We start from the raw sequence: 15,358 nt of genomic DNA, 5'->3' as shown, positions 1-15,358 counted from the left end.
GCGATGGGTCCCGCGGCCCGGCGCGACGGGTCTCGCCTCCGCGATGGGTCCCGCCCGCGCGCCGGGTCTCGCTCCCGCGCCGGGTGTCCTCCGCGACGGGTGCGGCCCCAGTGACGGATCCCGCCCCCCGCGGTGGGTGTCGCCTCCGCGACGGGCCCCGCCCCCGCGAAGGGTCTCCCCGCGTCGGGTGTCTCCCCGCGAGGGGGCCCCCGCCCCCGCGAGGGTTCTCCCCCGCATAGGTCGGCGATCTTCTTCTGCGCCTTCGGGCTCTCCATCGACCCCGGCGACGTCGTCTCCGTCGTCGGCCCGGTCACCGCGGCGGCGGCCCTGACCGTCGTCATGAACATCGCCGCGGGACTCCTCGTTCGCCCGCGTGTACCGCTACGGCACCGAGCCCACCGCCGAGATGGCCACCACCCTTTCGGCCCGCGGCGAGTTCGCGCTCCTCCTGGCCGCCATGGCCGCCGACGCCGGACTCGACGCCCGGCTCGCCCCGTTCATTGCCGGGTACGTCCTCGTCCTCGCGATCCTCGGCCCCATCGCCGCCGGCCAGGCCCACGTGCTCGCCCGCGCCCTTCGGGCGGCCCAGGACCTCCTGCCCGGCCGCACGGCCCCGCCGTACGACACCGAGCCCCGCCCCCAGGACGACAGCACACCGTCGTCCGCCTCCGCCTCCGCCTCTGCCTCCGCCGCCGTGCCGGCCGAGGCCGAGCGGTAGGGCCACGCCGACGAGCAGGGCAGGGTGAACATCTGCCTTATGGCACGGCGTTCGTACGGGGCGGCCACCGGGAAGGATGAGGTGTGGGCCCCATGGCGGACGCCGCTGGAGGGGGGAGAAGCTGAAGCCCCGGTGAGACCGGCCGCGCCGCGCGTCAGCGGGCCGTCTCCCTTCGCACCGTCACGCGGGCCCGACACCCCAGGACTTGCCATGGCCTCGGCCGTGCCCTGCCTCGAAGCGCTGTCGGGTTCCGGGAAGGAGAAGCCGTGCCCCAGTCCGAAGACGCACGTCTCGTCGACCTCGAAGCACGACTCGAGCGGGAGGACCCCAAGTTCACCCGGGCCATGAGAGCCGGCCGCCCGGCCCGGCCCCGGGAGTACCGGCGTGCCGGAGCCTGGTGGGCCCTGGCCCTCGGCGTGGCCGTCCTGGGCTCCGGCATCGCCCTGGCACAAGGGCTGCTCATCGCGACCGGGCTGGTCCTCGTCGGCATGGCGGCCCAGCTGATCGACCCGGACCCGAGCCGCCTGGGCCGGCCGAGGCGTTGGTGAGTGACGGTCGAGAAGTCGGACGGCCGCGAGCCGAGCGGGTTCGCCGCCGTGCTCCAGGGCCTCATGGCGGAGCGGGCCCGGGCGCTCACAGTGATTCCGAAGGGCGTCCACGACGATCAGGCAGCTCAGAAGAGTTCGTGCCGAGTTCCGTCGGCGACCGCGTGGAGCTTGTCGGGGTTGGCCACGTTGTGGATGGTCGAGATGCGGCCCTCCGGATCGAAGTCGAAGGTCAGCGTGGCGACCACGCGGTCCGGGCCGCGGAAGACCACGCCCGGGCCTCCGTTGATCCAGGTGAGCTCTGCCTGCATCTGTCCGGGCTTGATGCCCTGGTAGGTCGCGGTGCCGAGCGCGGCGAACCAACGGGCCACGGTCTCCACGCCGATGACCGGCTTGAGGGCCTGGCGGACCTTGCCGCCGCCATCGGTCCACAGGGTCACGTCCGGGGAGAGAAGCTCCATGAGGGTGTTGATGTCACCGCCCGCCGTCGCCGCGAAGAAGCGCTCGGCGACGTCGCGTTGGCGGGTGCGGTCCGCGGTGAAACGGGGCCGGCGGGCCTGGACGTGCTCGCGGGCGCGGTGCGCTGCCTGTCGGACCGCCGCCTCCGAGCGCTCCACCGCTTCGGCGATCTCCACATAGCTGAACGCGAAGACCTCCTTCAGGACGAAGACCGCGCGCTCCAGGGGACTCAGCGTCTCCAGCACGACCAGCAGGGCCATGGAGACCAAGTCCGTTGTGGCAACGCCGTCAGCTGTGTCCGGGCCGGTGAGGATCGGCTCGGGGAGCCATGGCCCGACGTAGGTCTCGCGCTGGTGACGCGTCGAACGAAGCTGCTCCATCGCCAGGTTGGAGACGATCCGGGTCAGGTAGGACTTGGGTTCGGCGACCTGCGAACGGTCGGCCGCCGACCACTTGAGCCAAGCGTCCTGGACCACGTCCTCGGCATCGGCGGCGGTCCCGAGGATGCGGTAGGCGACGGAGAAGAGCAGGGTGCGGTACTGCTGGAAGGCCAGCTGGTCGGGGCCGGGCTGCTGCGGCTGGGTCACTTGGCACTCCGAATCCGGGTGTAGCGGCCGCCGTGCGGCCAGAACGCGCCCGAGGCGGGCATCTTCTTCATGCGGGCGAAGGTCGGCCACGGCGCGGCGGTGACCGTCTCCTTGTACTTTGCGGCTCGCGTGCCGGTCAGCACGATCCGGCGCGGGCTGTCGTCGGCGTGGGTGAACTGCACGACGGCGTCGTTCCGGCCCAGACTGACAGGGGTGTGGTAGTAGCCGAAACGGAAGGGCTTGGGCTCCTTGCCCGCCAGCACCCGCAGGATCGAGAGGGCCGCGTGCACGCCGGTGGGCATACCCCCCTGACAGGTCCCGTGCATCACGCCGTAGCCCTGACGGATCGCCGCCGCATCGCCCACCGCATACACGTCCGGGTGGGATACCGAGCGCAGGGCGCTGTCGGTGACCACTCGGCCGCGCTCGTCGACGGCCAGGCCCGCGGCGGCCGCCAGCGGCGAGACACGGGTGCCGCTGGTCCACAGCACCGCGCTCGCCGGGATGCTGGAGCCGTCCGCGAGCTCGACACTGTCCGGCAGCACCTTGGCCACCTCGACGCCGCTGCGCACCCGCACACCGAGCCGGGCGAGCGCCGCGTCCATGTAGGCCTTGCCCTTCGGGTGCATGCTCGCGCCCGGCTCCTGCCGTCCCAGCAGCACCACCTCGAGCTCCGGGTGCCGCTCGGCGATCTCCGCGGCGGCCTCGACGCCGGTGAGGCCGCTGCCGCCGACCACGACGGTCCCACCGTCGAGTCGGGTCAGCCGGTCGGCGAGTGCGGCGGCGTCCTCCGGGCTGTTGAGGGTGTAGGCGTGGTCGTCCACGCCGGGGACGGCAACGGTGTTCGCGATGCTGCCCAGGCCGTAGACCAGGGTGTCGTAGCGCAGGACCCGGTCGTCGTCGATCCGGACGGTCTTCGTCCCGGCTTCCACGGCGGTGACCCAGCCACGGACGAACCTCGCACCGGTGCCGTCCAGCAGCCCCGGGATGTCCATCTCGGCCGTCTCCTGACCGGTGGCGGTCATGTGCAGTCGGAGCCGCTCGGTGAAGGTGTCGTAGGGGTTGACCAGCGTCACTCGCAGGTTTCCGCGTTTCCTGGTGCGGGCCGCGAGCTGGATCGCGGCGGAGAGCCCGGCGTAACCGGCGCCCAGGACCAGGACCTCGTGCTGCTGCGCTGCTGTCGCGTTCATCGCTCTGCTGTCTCTTTCGTGTCGGTCGTTCCCGCTGCATGGACGACCACCAGACGCAAGCTGCCCTTCCGTTCGTGACATCGGGCCCATGTGACCCGCGTCATACCGAGAGTGGAGAGCGTGCGCGGCACCTCACGTTGAGCGTGCGTGAGGGAGGAGACTGCAGTGCTTCCTCGCATACGGATGCCCGACTAGTCGTGACGTCGGCGCGGTACCGGCGATCAGCGGCGACTTCCCAGAGCGGATCAGGCGCGGCGGCAAGCCTGGTTCGCGCCAGATCTGTATCGCTGAAGGAATGCGGAGCATGTCGTCCCCCGTTCGGCATGGTCGGCTGGGAGATCGTAGGTCGCGCAGATCAACACGCGATAAACGGGGGTTCAACAGACATGAGGCATTTGTTGGGTAGCGGGAGGCGTTGCGCGCCAGGTCAAGCGCCGTCGATGCGGTCGAGCAGCGCCCGAGCCTCGACGGTGCGGCGATGGTCCGGGCCGAAGGAGGCCAGGCAGGCGTCGTGAGCGGCTGCGGCCCGCAGGCGGGCCTCGCTAGCGCGGCCCAGCCCCAGGAGGGCGGTGGCCACGGCCAGCTCGGCGGCGCCGGTCTCCGGGCGGCGCTGCTCCTCGGGCAGGCCGCGGCGCAGCTCGTCGGCGCGCTCCGCCTCGGCGAGAGCCTCCTCGTGGCGGGCCCGGCCGTTGAGGCTGCGGGCCAGGCCGAGCCGCAGGACCAGGGAGAACCGGTCCGGTACGCGATGGGCGGCCAGGGCCTCGCGGGCGAGCGCCTCGGCCTCCGGGTGGCGTCCCTGCGCGTTGAGGGCGAAGACGAGTCCGTTGCGGGCGGCCGCCGCTATGAGCGGCATCTCCGGCCCTGTCCCGCGGGTCGCGGCCAGCGCGACGGCCACACACTCGGTCTCGCACTCGGCGTGCCGGGCGAGCGCGGTCAGCTCCTGGGCGCGGTCCGAGCGCAGCTTCAGGGTCTGCGGGTGTTCGGCCCCGAAGATCCGGCCGAAGGCCGGCAACACTGCGTCGTACAGAGCGAGGGCCTCGGCGTGGCGGCCCTGGGCGCCCGTCGCGAGCGCGGCGATGCTCAGCGCCAGCGGTGCGTACATGTCGTCGCGTGGCCGCGACCGGGCCGCGGCCACAGCGCGGGCCTCGGCCTCCGCCTCGGCATAGCGACCGGCCTCGTACAGCGCCATGGCCTGGGACACAGGGGACCTCGGCATCCTCCCGGCGTCGTTTCGGTCGCGCGGCCGGAAGAGTTTCATGGCCGGAGCATACGGATGCCGGGCACGCCGTTCGGCGAGGGGCGGGAGCTGGTCGGAGGCCCCGATGCCCCGCGGTCAGGCGGGTGCGCCGCCAGAAGGAGGACGCCGAAGCCGCCCGCCGCGCCGCCCTCACCCCGGACGTGCTGCGCCACGCCTTGCAGCGCACCCTCACCCGGACGTGCTGCGCCACGCCCTGCTGCGTACCCCCACGCCACCGCCCTGCTGAACTCCCTGAGCAAGGCCGCGGCCGCTGGCGACCGGCTGCCCGACCCCGACCCCGCAGCGGCGCTCGCCGTCAACGCGCTGCTGACCCGCGCGTACGAGTCCGGAGCAGGCCTTCGTCCGAGGGGGGCCACGTCATGACCGGCGACCTGGACAGGGTGATCGCCACATGGGTGACATCGACGGGCTGCGGCGCCGGCCGGGGCGGGTGCAGCCGTCAGGGTGAGGTCGTAACCCGTGTGAACGCCCTGGATGGTGGGACGGCCCGGCATGACTGACGGTGGTCACGTCGAGGCCGGGTCTCGTGAGCTGGCGAGGCGTCAGCGCCCGGCCCGCGACGGAAGGACTCACCGATGCGCTCTGCCCGCATGCTGCTCGCGACGGCCACGGCCACGGCCGCCCTCGCGATCGCCGCACCCGCCGCCTACGCCGAGGCGATGGGTGACTGGGACCACGACACCACTTCCTACAGCAAGGAGCACCACAAGGACGGCAAACACCACAAGCCGCACGGCGGGATGCACACGGGTGGCGGAGCCCTGACCGGGGTGACCGCGGACGACGACCAGGACCACCGCAAGGACGGCGAGCACGGCAAGCACGAGGAGCAAGGCAAGCACGAGGAGCACGGCAAGCACGAGGAGCACGGCAAGCACGAGGAGCACGGCAAGCACGAGGGCCATGGCAAGGACTCCTGGCACGGCGACAAGCACCACAAGCCGCGTGGCGGGGTGCACACGGGCGGCGGAGCCCTGACCGTGGTGAACGCGGACGACGACTGGGAAAACCCCAAGCACGACCGGGACGCCCTCAAGGACGGCGGGGGCGGCGACGACTCCTGGGGCGACAAGCAGGACGAGGACCCCTGGGGCGACAAGCACGGCAAGCACGAAGACCACGACAAGGGCTCCTGGCACGGCGACAAGCACCACAAGCCGCGCGGCGGGGTGCACACCGGTGGCGGCGCACTGGCCGCCGGTCCGGGCGTGACGGCCGGCGGTCTCGCGGTGCTCGCGGTGGCCGGCACCGGCCTGTACGCACTGAGGCGCCAGAAGGCCTCCCAGGGCGCGGCATGACCGAGGCATGAACCCGTAGCCGCCGTGGCCGCCGCACGTGCTCCTCGCGTCGCGGCGGCCCGGTTCGTCCCGGCTCGTCCTCCCGCGTGCCGTGTCCGCTGCTGTGTCCGTTCCCCTGCCGTGCCCGAATGAGGTGGTCTCCGATGGCAGCCAGCCCCAGCCCCCCGTCCCCTGCCGAGCCCGGCCCCACGCCGTCGAAGCGGCGATTCCGCACCGTCGTGTCGGTCTTCTGGGGTCTCGCGGCCCTGGTCCTGACCGTGAGCCTGGTCGCCGGCCGTGGCGAGTCGTCGTCCGACACCGGCGGCCCGCCGCACGCCCCGCCGGCCGTCCCGACGGCGGCGCCCGCCACCTCCGCCGCGCCCGCCGTGCCCGACGCGCCGCCCTCGTCCGCGGCGCCCCACCGGACCGCCGCGTCCGGGGCCGGACCCCATCTGCCGCGGTCCCGGCCGGTCCGCCTGCACATCCCCAAGATCTCGGTGAACGCGCCCTTCACCGACCTCGCCATCGGCCCTTCGGGTCAGCTCGAACCGCCTCCGGCCGACGACACCAACCTCGTCGGCTGGTACGCCAAGGGCGCCTCGCCCGGCGAGGCCGGAACCGCGATCATCGCGGGGCACGTGGATACCGCGACCTCCCCGGCCGTGTTCGCCCGGCTCAGCGAACTGAGGAAGGGCGACCGGTTCCACGTGGCGCGAGCCGACGGCAGCAGGGCCACCTTCGTGGTCGACGACGCGCAGTCCTTCGACAAGGACGACTTCCCCAGCGAGCGCGTGTACGGCGACACCCCCGGCGCCCAGGTCCGGCTCATCACGTGCGCGGGTGCCTACGACCGTCAGGCCCGGGACTACACCGAGAACCTGGTCGTGTTCGCCCACCTCGTCTGACTTCCGGGCCTCCGGCCTGACGTGGTGTTTTAAAGTGACTGCACCAGTTCAGGCGACTGTGGGACCTGTGAGGGATTCGCGAACCATGACGACCGAAACGTTTGAGTTCCAGGTAGAGGCACGTCAGCTGCTCCAGCTGATGATCCACTCGGTCTACTCGAACAAGGATGTCTTCCTGCGGGAGCTCGTCTCCAACGCCTCCGACGCGCTGGACAAGCTGCGCCTGGAGAAGCTGCGGGACGACTCGCTCGACGCCGACGTGTCCGACCTGCACATCGAGATCGACGTCGACAAGGAGGCCCGGACCCTCACGGTGCGGGACAACGGCATCGGGATGTCGTACGACGAGGTCGGAAAGCTCATCGGCACCATCGCCAACTCCGGTACGGCCACCTTCCTGAAGGAGCTGCGGGAGGCCCAGGACGCGGCCAATGCCGAGGGGCTGATCGGCCAGTTCGGCGTCGGCTTCTACTCCGGCTTCATGGTGGCGGACGAGGTGACGCTGGTGACCCGGCGCGCCGGCGAGAGCCAGGGGACCCGCTGGACGTCCCGCGGCGAGTCCACGTACACGCTGGAGAAGGTCGACGACGCCCCGCAAGGCACCTCCGTGACGCTCCACCTCAAGCCCGCCGACCCGGACAATCAGCTCCACGACTACACCTCGCCGTGGAAGATCCGGGAGATCGTCAAGCGGTACTCGGACTTCATCACCTGGCCCATCCGGATGGTCCCGGAGAAGGGCGACGGCGAGGACGCGCCCGAGCCCGAGACGCTGAACTCGATGAAGGCCCTGTGGGCGCGGTCGCGCGACGAGGTCTCCGACGACGAGTACCACGAGCTGTACAAGCACATCAGCCACGACTGGCGCGAGCCGCTGGAGACGATCCGGCTCCAGGCCGAGGGCACCTTCGAGTACCAGGCCCTGCTCTTCGTGCCCTCGCACGCCCCGCACGACCTGTTCACGCGGGACTTCAAGCGCGGCGTCCAGCTGTACGTGAAGCGCGTCTTCATCATGGACGACTGCGAGGCGCTGCTGCCGCCCTACCTCCGCTTCGTCAAGGGCGTCGTCGACGCGCAGGACCTCTCGCTCAACGTCTCCCGCGAGATCCTCCAGCAGGACCGGCACATCCGGATGATGCAGCGCCGGCTGACGAAGAAGGTCCTCTCCACGGTCAAGGAGATCAAGACCAAGGACGCCGACCGCTACGCGACGTTCTGGCGCGAGTTCGGCACCGTCCTGAAGGAAGGCCTGGTCACCGACTCCGAGAACCGGGACGCCATCCTCGCCGTCGCGTCGTTCGCGACCACGCACGCCGAGGACGAGCCGACCACCCTCGCGCAGTACGTGGAGCGGATGAAGGACGGCCAGGACGACATCTACTACATCACCGGCGAGTCCCGGCAGAGCATCGAGAACTCCCCGCACATGGAGGCGTTCCGGGACAAGGGCATCGAGGTCCTGCTGCTCACTGACCCGGTCGACGAGGTGTGGGTCGACGCCGTCGGCGAGTATGAGGGCAAGAAGCTGCGCTCCGTCGCCAAGGGCGAGATCGACCTCGACGCAGAGAAGGACGAGAAGGCCGAGGGGGAGCGGGAGAAGCAGGCCGAGGACTACGCGGGACTGGTCGGCTGGATGCGGGAGCAGCTGGACGAGGACATCAAGGAAGTGCGTCTGTCGGCGCGGCTCACCGTCTCCCCGGCCTGCGTCGTCTCGGACGCGCACGACCTGACCCCGGCCCTGGAGAACATGTACCGGGCGATGGGCCAGGAGGTGCCGCGCACCAAGCGGATCCTCGAACTCAACCCCGACCACCTGCTGGTGAAGAACCTGAACCAGGCGTACAAGGAGCGCGAGGACCGCTCGGGTCTCGTCGAGTCCGCCGAGCTGCTCCACACGCTGGCGGTGCTCGCCGAGGGCGGTCAGCCCAAGGACCCCGCACGCTTCGTCAAGCTCGTGGCCGACCGCCTGGAGCGCACGCTGTAGGCAGGGGGAGGATCAGCGGGGGTCCGGGGCGTCCGCGGCCCGCGCGCCGGACGGGGCCGGGCCGGTGCCCGGCGGGACGATCTCGCCCTGGACCACCCGCGGCGCGGGGGCCGTCCCGGCCTCCTCGTCCCTCGCGGCGCGGGCCTCGGCCTTGAGGATGCGGGCGGACTTGCCGGCCGACCGGGCCAGTTCGGGCAGCTTCCTCGCCCCGATCACGGCTATGACGACGATGAGGATGATCGCGAGCTCGCTCAGTCCGAACATGGTGTCCTGTCCTTTCCCGCCCGGGCCGGGCACGGCGCGAGCGTATCGGGCGCGGAGCCCGGTGTGACCCCCGCCTCCGTGTCTGCCACCGCCGGATACCGGAGCAGATGGGGCAGCATGCCGCGGTCGAACAGGGCCTGCCGCCAGGCGAGCCGGGCGTGCTCCACGCGGTCGGCCCGCCGGGCCAGGGCCGAGCGCAGCAGCGCACCCAGGGCGAGGAGGCCGGTCACGGCCGCGACGAGTGCCAGCGTCCAGCCGGCCGCGACGAGCGAGCCGGGCAACGGGCCCGGGGCGCCCGCGACCTGGAGCAGGCAGCCGAGCAGGAGCAGGGCACCGGCGGACGCCCCCGCCACGAGCGGCGTGAGCACCGCGAGGGCGGGCAGCAGACTCCCGGCGGCGAGCGGGCGCCGCACGTCCTGGCGGGCGGCCGCTCGTACGGCGAGGTAGGCGCGGTACGGCTCGCCGGCCGCCGCCGTGATGGAGTCGGCGTGGGCGAGCGCGTGGGCACGCAGCTGCGCGGCCGTCCGGCCGGTCGGGTCGGCGCGCACGGCGCCATGGATGTCCGCGGTGCGCAGCGCCTGGCCCAGTACAGCTTCGAAGTCCGCGCGGTCCTCGGGGTGGAGGCGGGGCGGATCGGTCACAAGGTCTCCTTGTCGGTTGCTGTGTCGGGCGTCGGTTGCTGTGTCGGACGTCGGTACCGAACGCATTTAAATCTACAGCACTGTAGAAGTAGGCGGGTTCAGGCCCCGCGGATCTATACGATGTCCGCACGGGCACGGCAGGGCGGCGAAGGGAGGCAGGGCGGTGACGGATCCCCGGCAGCGGCCCCGGCGGGGGCAGGGCGAGCTGGAGACGCTGGTGCTGTCGGCACTGCGGGAGGCGGACGGACCGGCGACGGCCGGCTGGGTGCAGGAACGCCTCGGCGGCGACCTCGCGTACACGACGGTGATCACGATCCTGACCCGGCTGCTGGGCAAGGGCGCGGTCACCCGGGAGCGGGTGGGCCGGTCCTTCACCTGGACGCCCGCCTCGGACCAGGCGGGCCTGGCCGCCCGGAAGATGCGCAAGGTGCTGGACGCCGAGAGTGACCGCGAGGCCGTGCTGGCGAGCTTCCTCACCGGCCTCGGCCCGGACGACGAACGGCTGCTGCGCGACCTGCTGGATCAGGCCCACGGCGAGGGGGAAGGCTGAAGCCTCATGGGGGTCTTCGTCTTTCTGCCACTGGTTCTCCCGCTCACGGCCTGGCCGGTCGCCCGCCTGGCCGAGCAGCATCTGCACCCGCGCACCGCGACCCGGTTACTGACCGCGATGGCGGCGGTGCTGGCGCTGTGCAGCACGGTGTGCCTGGGACTCGTCATGGTGGTCGGCACCGCCCAACTGCCCGGCAACCCCTTGCCCGACGGCTGGTCGGACCCCGAGGTACGGGCGGCGGTGCCGTACGACGAGGTCGTCGGCAAGGCCGCGATCCCCGCGCTGTGCGCGGTGGTCGTGGCCTGCGCCCGCACACTGTGGCGACACGCCCGGGTACGCCGCCAGGCCCACCGCGCGCTGTCCGGCCTTCCGGACACGGAGGTGGCCGTCCTGCCGGACGGCGTCCCCTACGCGTATGCGCTGCCCGGTGGCCGCCGGGGCGGTGGTGCGCCGGCCGGGGGCCGCGGGGGTGGTGGTGTGCTGCGTGTCTTTCGCGGGGGTGGTGGTGTGCCGCGAGACGGGCGCCATGGCGGTGGTGTGCTGCGTGTCCTTCGCGGGTGCGGTCGTGTGCTGCCTGGCGGTCGCCATGGCACTGGCGTCCTGCCGGGCCGTCGCGAGGACGATGGTGTGCCGGGTGTCGGTCGCCAGGGCGGTGTGCGCCAGGACAGCAGGGGTCCAGGTGATGATCGCCGTGCTCGGCGTGGCGGTGCCGGGCGTCGTGTCCGCCGTCGGCGTGGGCGTGTCGTGGTGACGACGGCCCTGTTGGAGCGGCTCCGGCCGGCCGAGCGGCGGGCCCTGTTCGCCCATGAGCGGGCGCACCTCGCCGCCCGGCACGACCGCCACCTGCTCGTCGTACAGCTCGCGGCCCGGGTCAATCCGTTCCTGCGGCCGCTGCGCACGGCCGTCGCCTACACGGCGGAGCGGTGGGCGGACGAGGAGGCGGCCCGGGTGGTCGGCAGCCGCCGCACGGTGGTGCGTGCCATCGGCACGGCCGCCCTGGTTTCCCGGGGCACCCCGGCGCCCACGCTCGCCGGACTCGCCGCTCCGGGCCCGGTGCCGCGCCGGGTGGCAGCCCTGCTCGGCCCGCCCCCCGCCGTGCGCACCTGGCCCCCGGTGTCCACCTCGGTCGGACTGGCGGCCTGGGGCGCGGCCGCAGGAACGGCCGTGTCGGCGATGTCCTCCGCGAACTCCGCCGTCACGATGGTGCTCATCCTGCATGCCGCGACCCCTCTTTAGAGGGGAGGGGGCTCAGCCCTCCTCTTCCTCCTCGCCCTCGAAGAAGTCCCCGGCCTCGTCGATCACTTCGTCCGCGACCATGCCGCCGACGACCCCGGCCGCGAGTCCGGCCGCGCCCGCGGCGACGGCGGTCCCCATGCCGGGGCCCGAGCGGTGGCCGTCCTGATGCTGCCCGCCGTGCCCGTGACCGCCCGGGCCGAAGGCGACGGGGGAGGCGTGGCCCATGGGCGGGCCGTAGCCCGCGGGGGAGCCGTACGAGGCCCGGTGCTCGACCAGTTGCCGGATCCAGCCGTCGACGATCGTCGGCCAGTCCTGATGCTCCACTCCCTCGTGGGAGACGGTGAAGCGGGTCAGCGCGTCGTGGCCGGGCGACAGGAAGCCGCCGCGCTTGTCCGCCTCCAGCACGACCTCCGTGCCGCCCGGGCCCGCCAGGAACGTCAGCTCGATCTCGTTCACCTGGTGCGCGTACCGGGGGGACGGGGCGAGTTCGATCTCCTGGTAGAAGGGCAGTTGCTGGCCGGTCCCGCCGATGCGCCCGTATTCGAGGTCGGCCGACCTGAAGCCGAACCCGAGCGCGCCGAGGGCTTCCAGCACGGCCTCCTGGACGGGCAGCGGCGTGACGTTCAGCTGGTCCAGGTCGCCCTTGTCCTTCGCGCCGGCCACCGCCAACTCGGTGCGCACGCCCAGGACGACGCCCAGGCTCTGGCCGTGCAGCTCGGTGACCGGCGTCTCCCACGGCAGGGTCATGCTGAACGGCACACCGCGCTGCTCGCCCTCGGCGATCCGGAAGCCGCCGCCGACGGTGAAGCGGCCGAAGACGACGAAGCCCTCGCTCTCGCCACCCTGGTGCCCGGCCTCGACCCGGGCCACCAGCTCCAGGGTGATGTGCTCGATGTCGAAGTCGGCTTTGCCGCCCACCAGCCGGACCTCACCGGTGAGTGTGCCGCCGGGCCGGACGGGAGCCGGGTCGAGGACCGTGTCGACCGTGGGGCCGCCCACGCCGAGCGTGCCGAGCAGTCGTTTGAACACCATGGTGGCGTCCACTCCTCACATGCGTGTACGGAAGTTCTACAAGCATGTAGAAGTATAGGGGATGCCCCGCGGACGTGATCTTGCGCGTGGGTGGCGGAGGAGAACCGCTCACTCCTCCGCAACCGCATCCGTCAGCGCGCGACTCAGCCCACGACCCGGCCCAGTTCGATCCGGTCGATGTTCGGCGCCCAGGCGCTCGCGTTGCCGAACGTCACCCTGTTCGCGCCCTTCGCCAGATCGACCGGGACACCGACGGTCCAGTAGTCGTCCCAGCTCCAGGTGTTCTTGAAGGTGACCTTCACCGGGTCCGCGGACCCGACCGTGATGTCCGCCGTACGGGACATGATGTCCGTGTTGTAGGCGTGGCCGTTGTCCCGGCGGTCGTTGTGCGCGTAGTGGACGACCAGCAGATAGCGGCCGGACCGGGGCGCGTCCACCGTGAACTCGGCGGTGCTGGAGGCGCTGTTGCCGAGCCAGCCGATGTACGAGCCGGCGGACGCGTGCGGGGAGTCGACGAGCTTGGCCCCGCCGGCGAGCGTGGCCTTGGCGCCCTCGTAGGAGAGGGTGCCGGCGGCCGAGCCGTCGCCGCAGACGTCGAGTGAGCGGACGGCGGAGTGGCCCGACGTCATCGCGATCCGGTTGTTGCCCGCGACCAGGTAGAGCCGCAGCGGACGGCCGGGCGCGGCCGTCACGGTCTCCCCGTGCAGCGACAGCTTCACGGCCGCCGAGGTCCGCGGCACCACCGTGTAGTAGCCGTCGCGCGGGGCGTAGACGTCGAACACGGCCTTGTCACCGGAGCGCAGCACGAGGGAGCCCGTGCCGACACCGGCCGACGAGGTGTAGTCGTACGACGGCTTGCCACTGATGTCCGCCAGCGTGGCCTCGTAGGAGGCGGAGGGTGCGCCCGTACGGGTGGTCAGGTCGATCCGGTCCAGGGTGACCTCGGCGTCACCCTTGGCCAGGGTCAGTTGGTGCGTGCCCGCCTTCAGTTGGACGCGGACGTCCTTCTTCGCGCGGTACGTCCAGTTCTCCGTGGAGGGGTAGGTGACCGTCACCGGGTCGCCGCCGTCGACCGCCAGCTTCTGCGTGGCGGGGCCGCCCGACTGGTTGCCGTACAGGATCGCCAGGTCGTACGTGCCGTCCTTCGGGACCGTCACGGAGAAAGCGACCTTGCTGCCGGGCTGGTTGAGCGAGCCGACGTCCTTGGTGCCGGAGGCCGCGTAGCCGTTGGCGTTCTGGACCGTGCCCTGCGTGTAGACCTTGCCGTCGGTGATCACCGCGTCCTCGGCCTCGTACGACGCCGACCACGGCACGGAGGTGGCGGACGGGTCGCCGGAGCCGCCGGGGGTGAGGACGACCCGGTAGGCCGACATCTTGTGCAGGCCGCGCAGCGGGACGGTCACCGAACCGTCGTCCGCGACCTTCACCTTGGTGCGCGCGAGGACCCGCGGCGCCGCGTGCTGCCCCTCGTATCCGGACCAGGCGGCCTCGGCGACGGTCGCGGTGACCGTACGGCCGAACACCGACCGGGGGACATTGCGCACGACCACGTCAGAGTCACCCGCCGAGCCGCCCAGCAGGACCTGCGCCTGGCGGCGGGAGGTGTCGAGGGAGGCCAGCCCCTGGAGGGTGTCGATGGTGTTGGGCTGCGGCGGCGTCACCTTCACGGTGTTGCCGGTCATGCCCGCGTACCAACGGAACAGCCACCAGCCGCCGTTGGGAATGTTCGAGCGCACCACCTGGCCGCTGAGATTGCCGGCCGCGTCCCAGTACGCCATGTTGGCGTACACCTTGTTGCGCTCGAACATCGAGACCCACTGCACGAGCTGCCCGGGCACGGACAGGTCGCGGCGGTTGGCGTACTCGTCGATGTTGATCTTCAGCGGGGCTATGCCCGCCTCGCGCTCCAGCTTGCGGTAGTCGTCGTAGTGCGCCTGGAAGTCGCGCAGCGAGCCGGAGCCGAGCTCGTGCCAGGTCATCACCTGGGGGAGCACGTTCTCGCGCTTGGCGAAGGCGAGGAAGTCCTTCAGCAGACGGGTGTGGTACGCGGCTTCGTTGGGTCCGGCGATCCTCGCGTCCGGGTCGATCGCGCGGATGCGCTGGTACACCGTCTTCCAGTCCTTGAAGAACCGGTCGCGGTTCTTCTCGTACTGCGCCTGGTCGGCGACGTCGAGCTTGTACCAGATCTGGTCGGGCTCGTTGAACGGGATGTAGACGAAGCGCTCGCTGTTCGGGTCGGCCGAGACCTCCTTGGCGATCTTGTCGACCTTGGGGAGGTAGTCGTCGATACCGAGGTCCTCGTACGGCCACTTGGCGTAGATGTCCTGCATCATCACGTTGATCTCGCCGCCGCCGTTGCGGAAGAACGACTTCGAGACCGTGAGCGCGTCGCCGTTGGGGTGCTGCGCGCCGCCCTCCGGCTTCTGCGAGATGCTCGTGATCTTCAGGGGTTCCATAGCGGCGTCGCTGGGAACGCCGTCGTCGCTGACCCCGTACAGCGAACCGTTGGCGCCGAGCATCACCGGGCCCTCGGAGGCTTTGAGGTCGACCGTGAGGCGCTGTGGGTCGGCTGCCGCAGCCGCGTTGCCGGCTGCGGGGAGAGTGGCTGCCATGGCGGCTGCTCCAAGTAGTGCTGTCATCAAGGCGGTTCTGGTACGGGACCTCGTACCGGCTCTCGTGCGGGTGGGGGTGATCACGCTGCTGGACCTCCAG

General features: G+C 71.7%; 13 protein-coding genes and 1 pseudogene. 7 read left to right on the top strand and 7 right to left on the bottom strand.

From position 1 onward, the window contains the following. Positions 1 to 135: 135 nt before the first annotated feature. Both ACIBL4_RS18875 and ACIBL4_RS18870 read left to right on the top strand, forming a co-directional pair. Positions 136 to 718 (top strand): annotated as a pseudogene (locus tag ACIBL4_RS18875) (cation:proton antiporter); the annotation flags it as partial. Between the two features lie 266 nt (positions 719 to 984). Continuing rightward, positions 985 to 1,266, top strand: coding sequence for a DUF3040 domain-containing protein (locus ACIBL4_RS18870; RefSeq protein ID WP_399411346.1), 282 nt, complete (start codon positions 985 to 987; stop codon positions 1,264 to 1,266). Between the two features lie 125 nt (positions 1,267 to 1,391). Here ACIBL4_RS18870 and ACIBL4_RS18865 read toward each other — a convergent pair whose 3' ends face one another. From ACIBL4_RS18865 to ACIBL4_RS18855, 3 genes are all read right to left on the bottom strand, one after another. Further along, positions 1,392 to 2,309 (bottom strand): RNA polymerase sigma-70 factor, encoded by a 918-nt coding sequence (locus ACIBL4_RS18865; protein ID WP_399411344.1) that lies wholly within the window; start codon positions 2,307 to 2,309, stop codon positions 1,392 to 1,394. After that, positions 2,306 to 3,499 (bottom strand): NAD(P)/FAD-dependent oxidoreductase, encoded by a 1,194-nt coding sequence (locus ACIBL4_RS18860; protein WP_399411342.1) that lies wholly within the window; start codon positions 3,497 to 3,499, stop codon positions 2,306 to 2,308. Before ACIBL4_RS18860 ends, ACIBL4_RS18865 begins: the two co-directional genes overlap by 4 nt. 427 nt (positions 3,500 to 3,926) lie before the next feature. Beyond that, a complete protein-coding gene (locus ACIBL4_RS18855; RefSeq protein WP_399411340.1) occupies positions 3,927 to 4,715 on the bottom strand; it encodes a tetratricopeptide repeat protein in 789 nt (262 codons plus the stop codon). Positions 4,716 to 5,332: 617 nt separating this feature from the next. On the opposite strand from ACIBL4_RS18855, the gene ACIBL4_RS18850 reads away from it, so the two are divergent. The 3 genes from ACIBL4_RS18850 to htpG all read left to right on the top strand — a co-directional run bounded on the left by ACIBL4_RS18850 (position 5,333) and on the right by htpG (position 8,923). Further along, entirely contained in the window at positions 5,333 to 6,055 is a 723-nt protein-coding gene (locus tag ACIBL4_RS18850) for a hypothetical protein (RefSeq protein WP_399411338.1), read from the top strand. A 143-nt stretch (positions 6,056 to 6,198) separates the two neighbouring features. Next, on the top strand, positions 6,199 to 6,939 hold the full coding sequence (locus ACIBL4_RS18845) for a class F sortase (protein WP_399411336.1): 741 nt from the start codon (positions 6,199 to 6,201) through the stop codon (positions 6,937 to 6,939). Between the two features lie 85 nt (positions 6,940 to 7,024). Next, positions 7,025 to 8,923 (top strand): molecular chaperone HtpG, encoded by a 1,899-nt coding sequence (htpG, locus tag ACIBL4_RS18840; RefSeq protein ID WP_399411334.1) that lies wholly within the window; start codon positions 7,025 to 7,027, stop codon positions 8,921 to 8,923. A gap of 12 nt (positions 8,924 to 8,935) precedes the next feature. Here the strand turns inward: htpG and ACIBL4_RS18835 are convergent, their stop codons facing one another. Together ACIBL4_RS18835 and ACIBL4_RS18830 are read right to left on the bottom strand one after the other, a co-directional pair. Next, positions 8,936 to 9,187 (bottom strand): twin-arginine translocase TatA/TatE family subunit, encoded by a 252-nt coding sequence (locus ACIBL4_RS18835; protein ID WP_399411332.1) that lies wholly within the window; start codon positions 9,185 to 9,187, stop codon positions 8,936 to 8,938. After that, a complete protein-coding gene (locus tag ACIBL4_RS18830; protein WP_399411330.1) occupies positions 9,175 to 9,828 on the bottom strand; it encodes a hypothetical protein in 654 nt (217 codons plus the stop codon). Before ACIBL4_RS18830 ends, ACIBL4_RS18835 begins: the two co-directional genes overlap by 13 nt. Before the next feature lie 163 nt (positions 9,829 to 9,991). On the opposite strand from ACIBL4_RS18830, the gene ACIBL4_RS18825 reads away from it, so the two are divergent. Together ACIBL4_RS18825 and ACIBL4_RS18820 are read left to right on the top strand one after the other, a co-directional pair. Then, positions 9,992 to 10,378 carry a BlaI/MecI/CopY family transcriptional regulator gene (locus ACIBL4_RS18825; protein WP_399411327.1) on the top strand — a complete coding sequence of 129 codons (387 nt, stop codon included), beginning with the start codon at positions 9,992 to 9,994 and terminating at the stop codon, positions 10,376 to 10,378. 6 nt (positions 10,379 to 10,384) lie between these two features. Continuing rightward, positions 10,385 to 11,614, top strand: coding sequence for a M56 family metallopeptidase (locus tag ACIBL4_RS18820; RefSeq protein WP_399411325.1), 1,230 nt, complete (start codon positions 10,385 to 10,387; stop codon positions 11,612 to 11,614). Between the two features lie 12 nt (positions 11,615 to 11,626). On the opposite strand, the gene ACIBL4_RS18815 is transcribed toward ACIBL4_RS18820, so the two are convergent. Both ACIBL4_RS18815 and ACIBL4_RS18810 read right to left on the bottom strand, forming a co-directional pair. After that, the gene (locus tag ACIBL4_RS18815; protein WP_399411323.1) at positions 11,627 to 12,646 is read right to left on the bottom strand and encodes a sporulation protein; all 1,020 of its coding nucleotides are present in this window, start codon (positions 12,644 to 12,646) and stop codon (positions 11,627 to 11,629) included. Positions 12,647 to 12,789: 143 nt separating this feature from the next. After that, entirely contained in the window at positions 12,790 to 15,258 is a 2,469-nt protein-coding gene (locus ACIBL4_RS18810) for a CBM35 domain-containing protein (protein WP_399411321.1), read from the bottom strand. Between the last annotated feature and the right edge of the window lie 100 nt (positions 15,259 to 15,358).

Source organism: Streptomyces sp. NPDC050416 (assembly GCF_044458845.1).
Taxonomy (GTDB): domain Bacteria; phylum Actinomycetota; class Actinomycetes; order Streptomycetales; family Streptomycetaceae; genus Streptomyces.
This window is presented reverse-complemented; position numbering and strand designations above follow the sequence as displayed.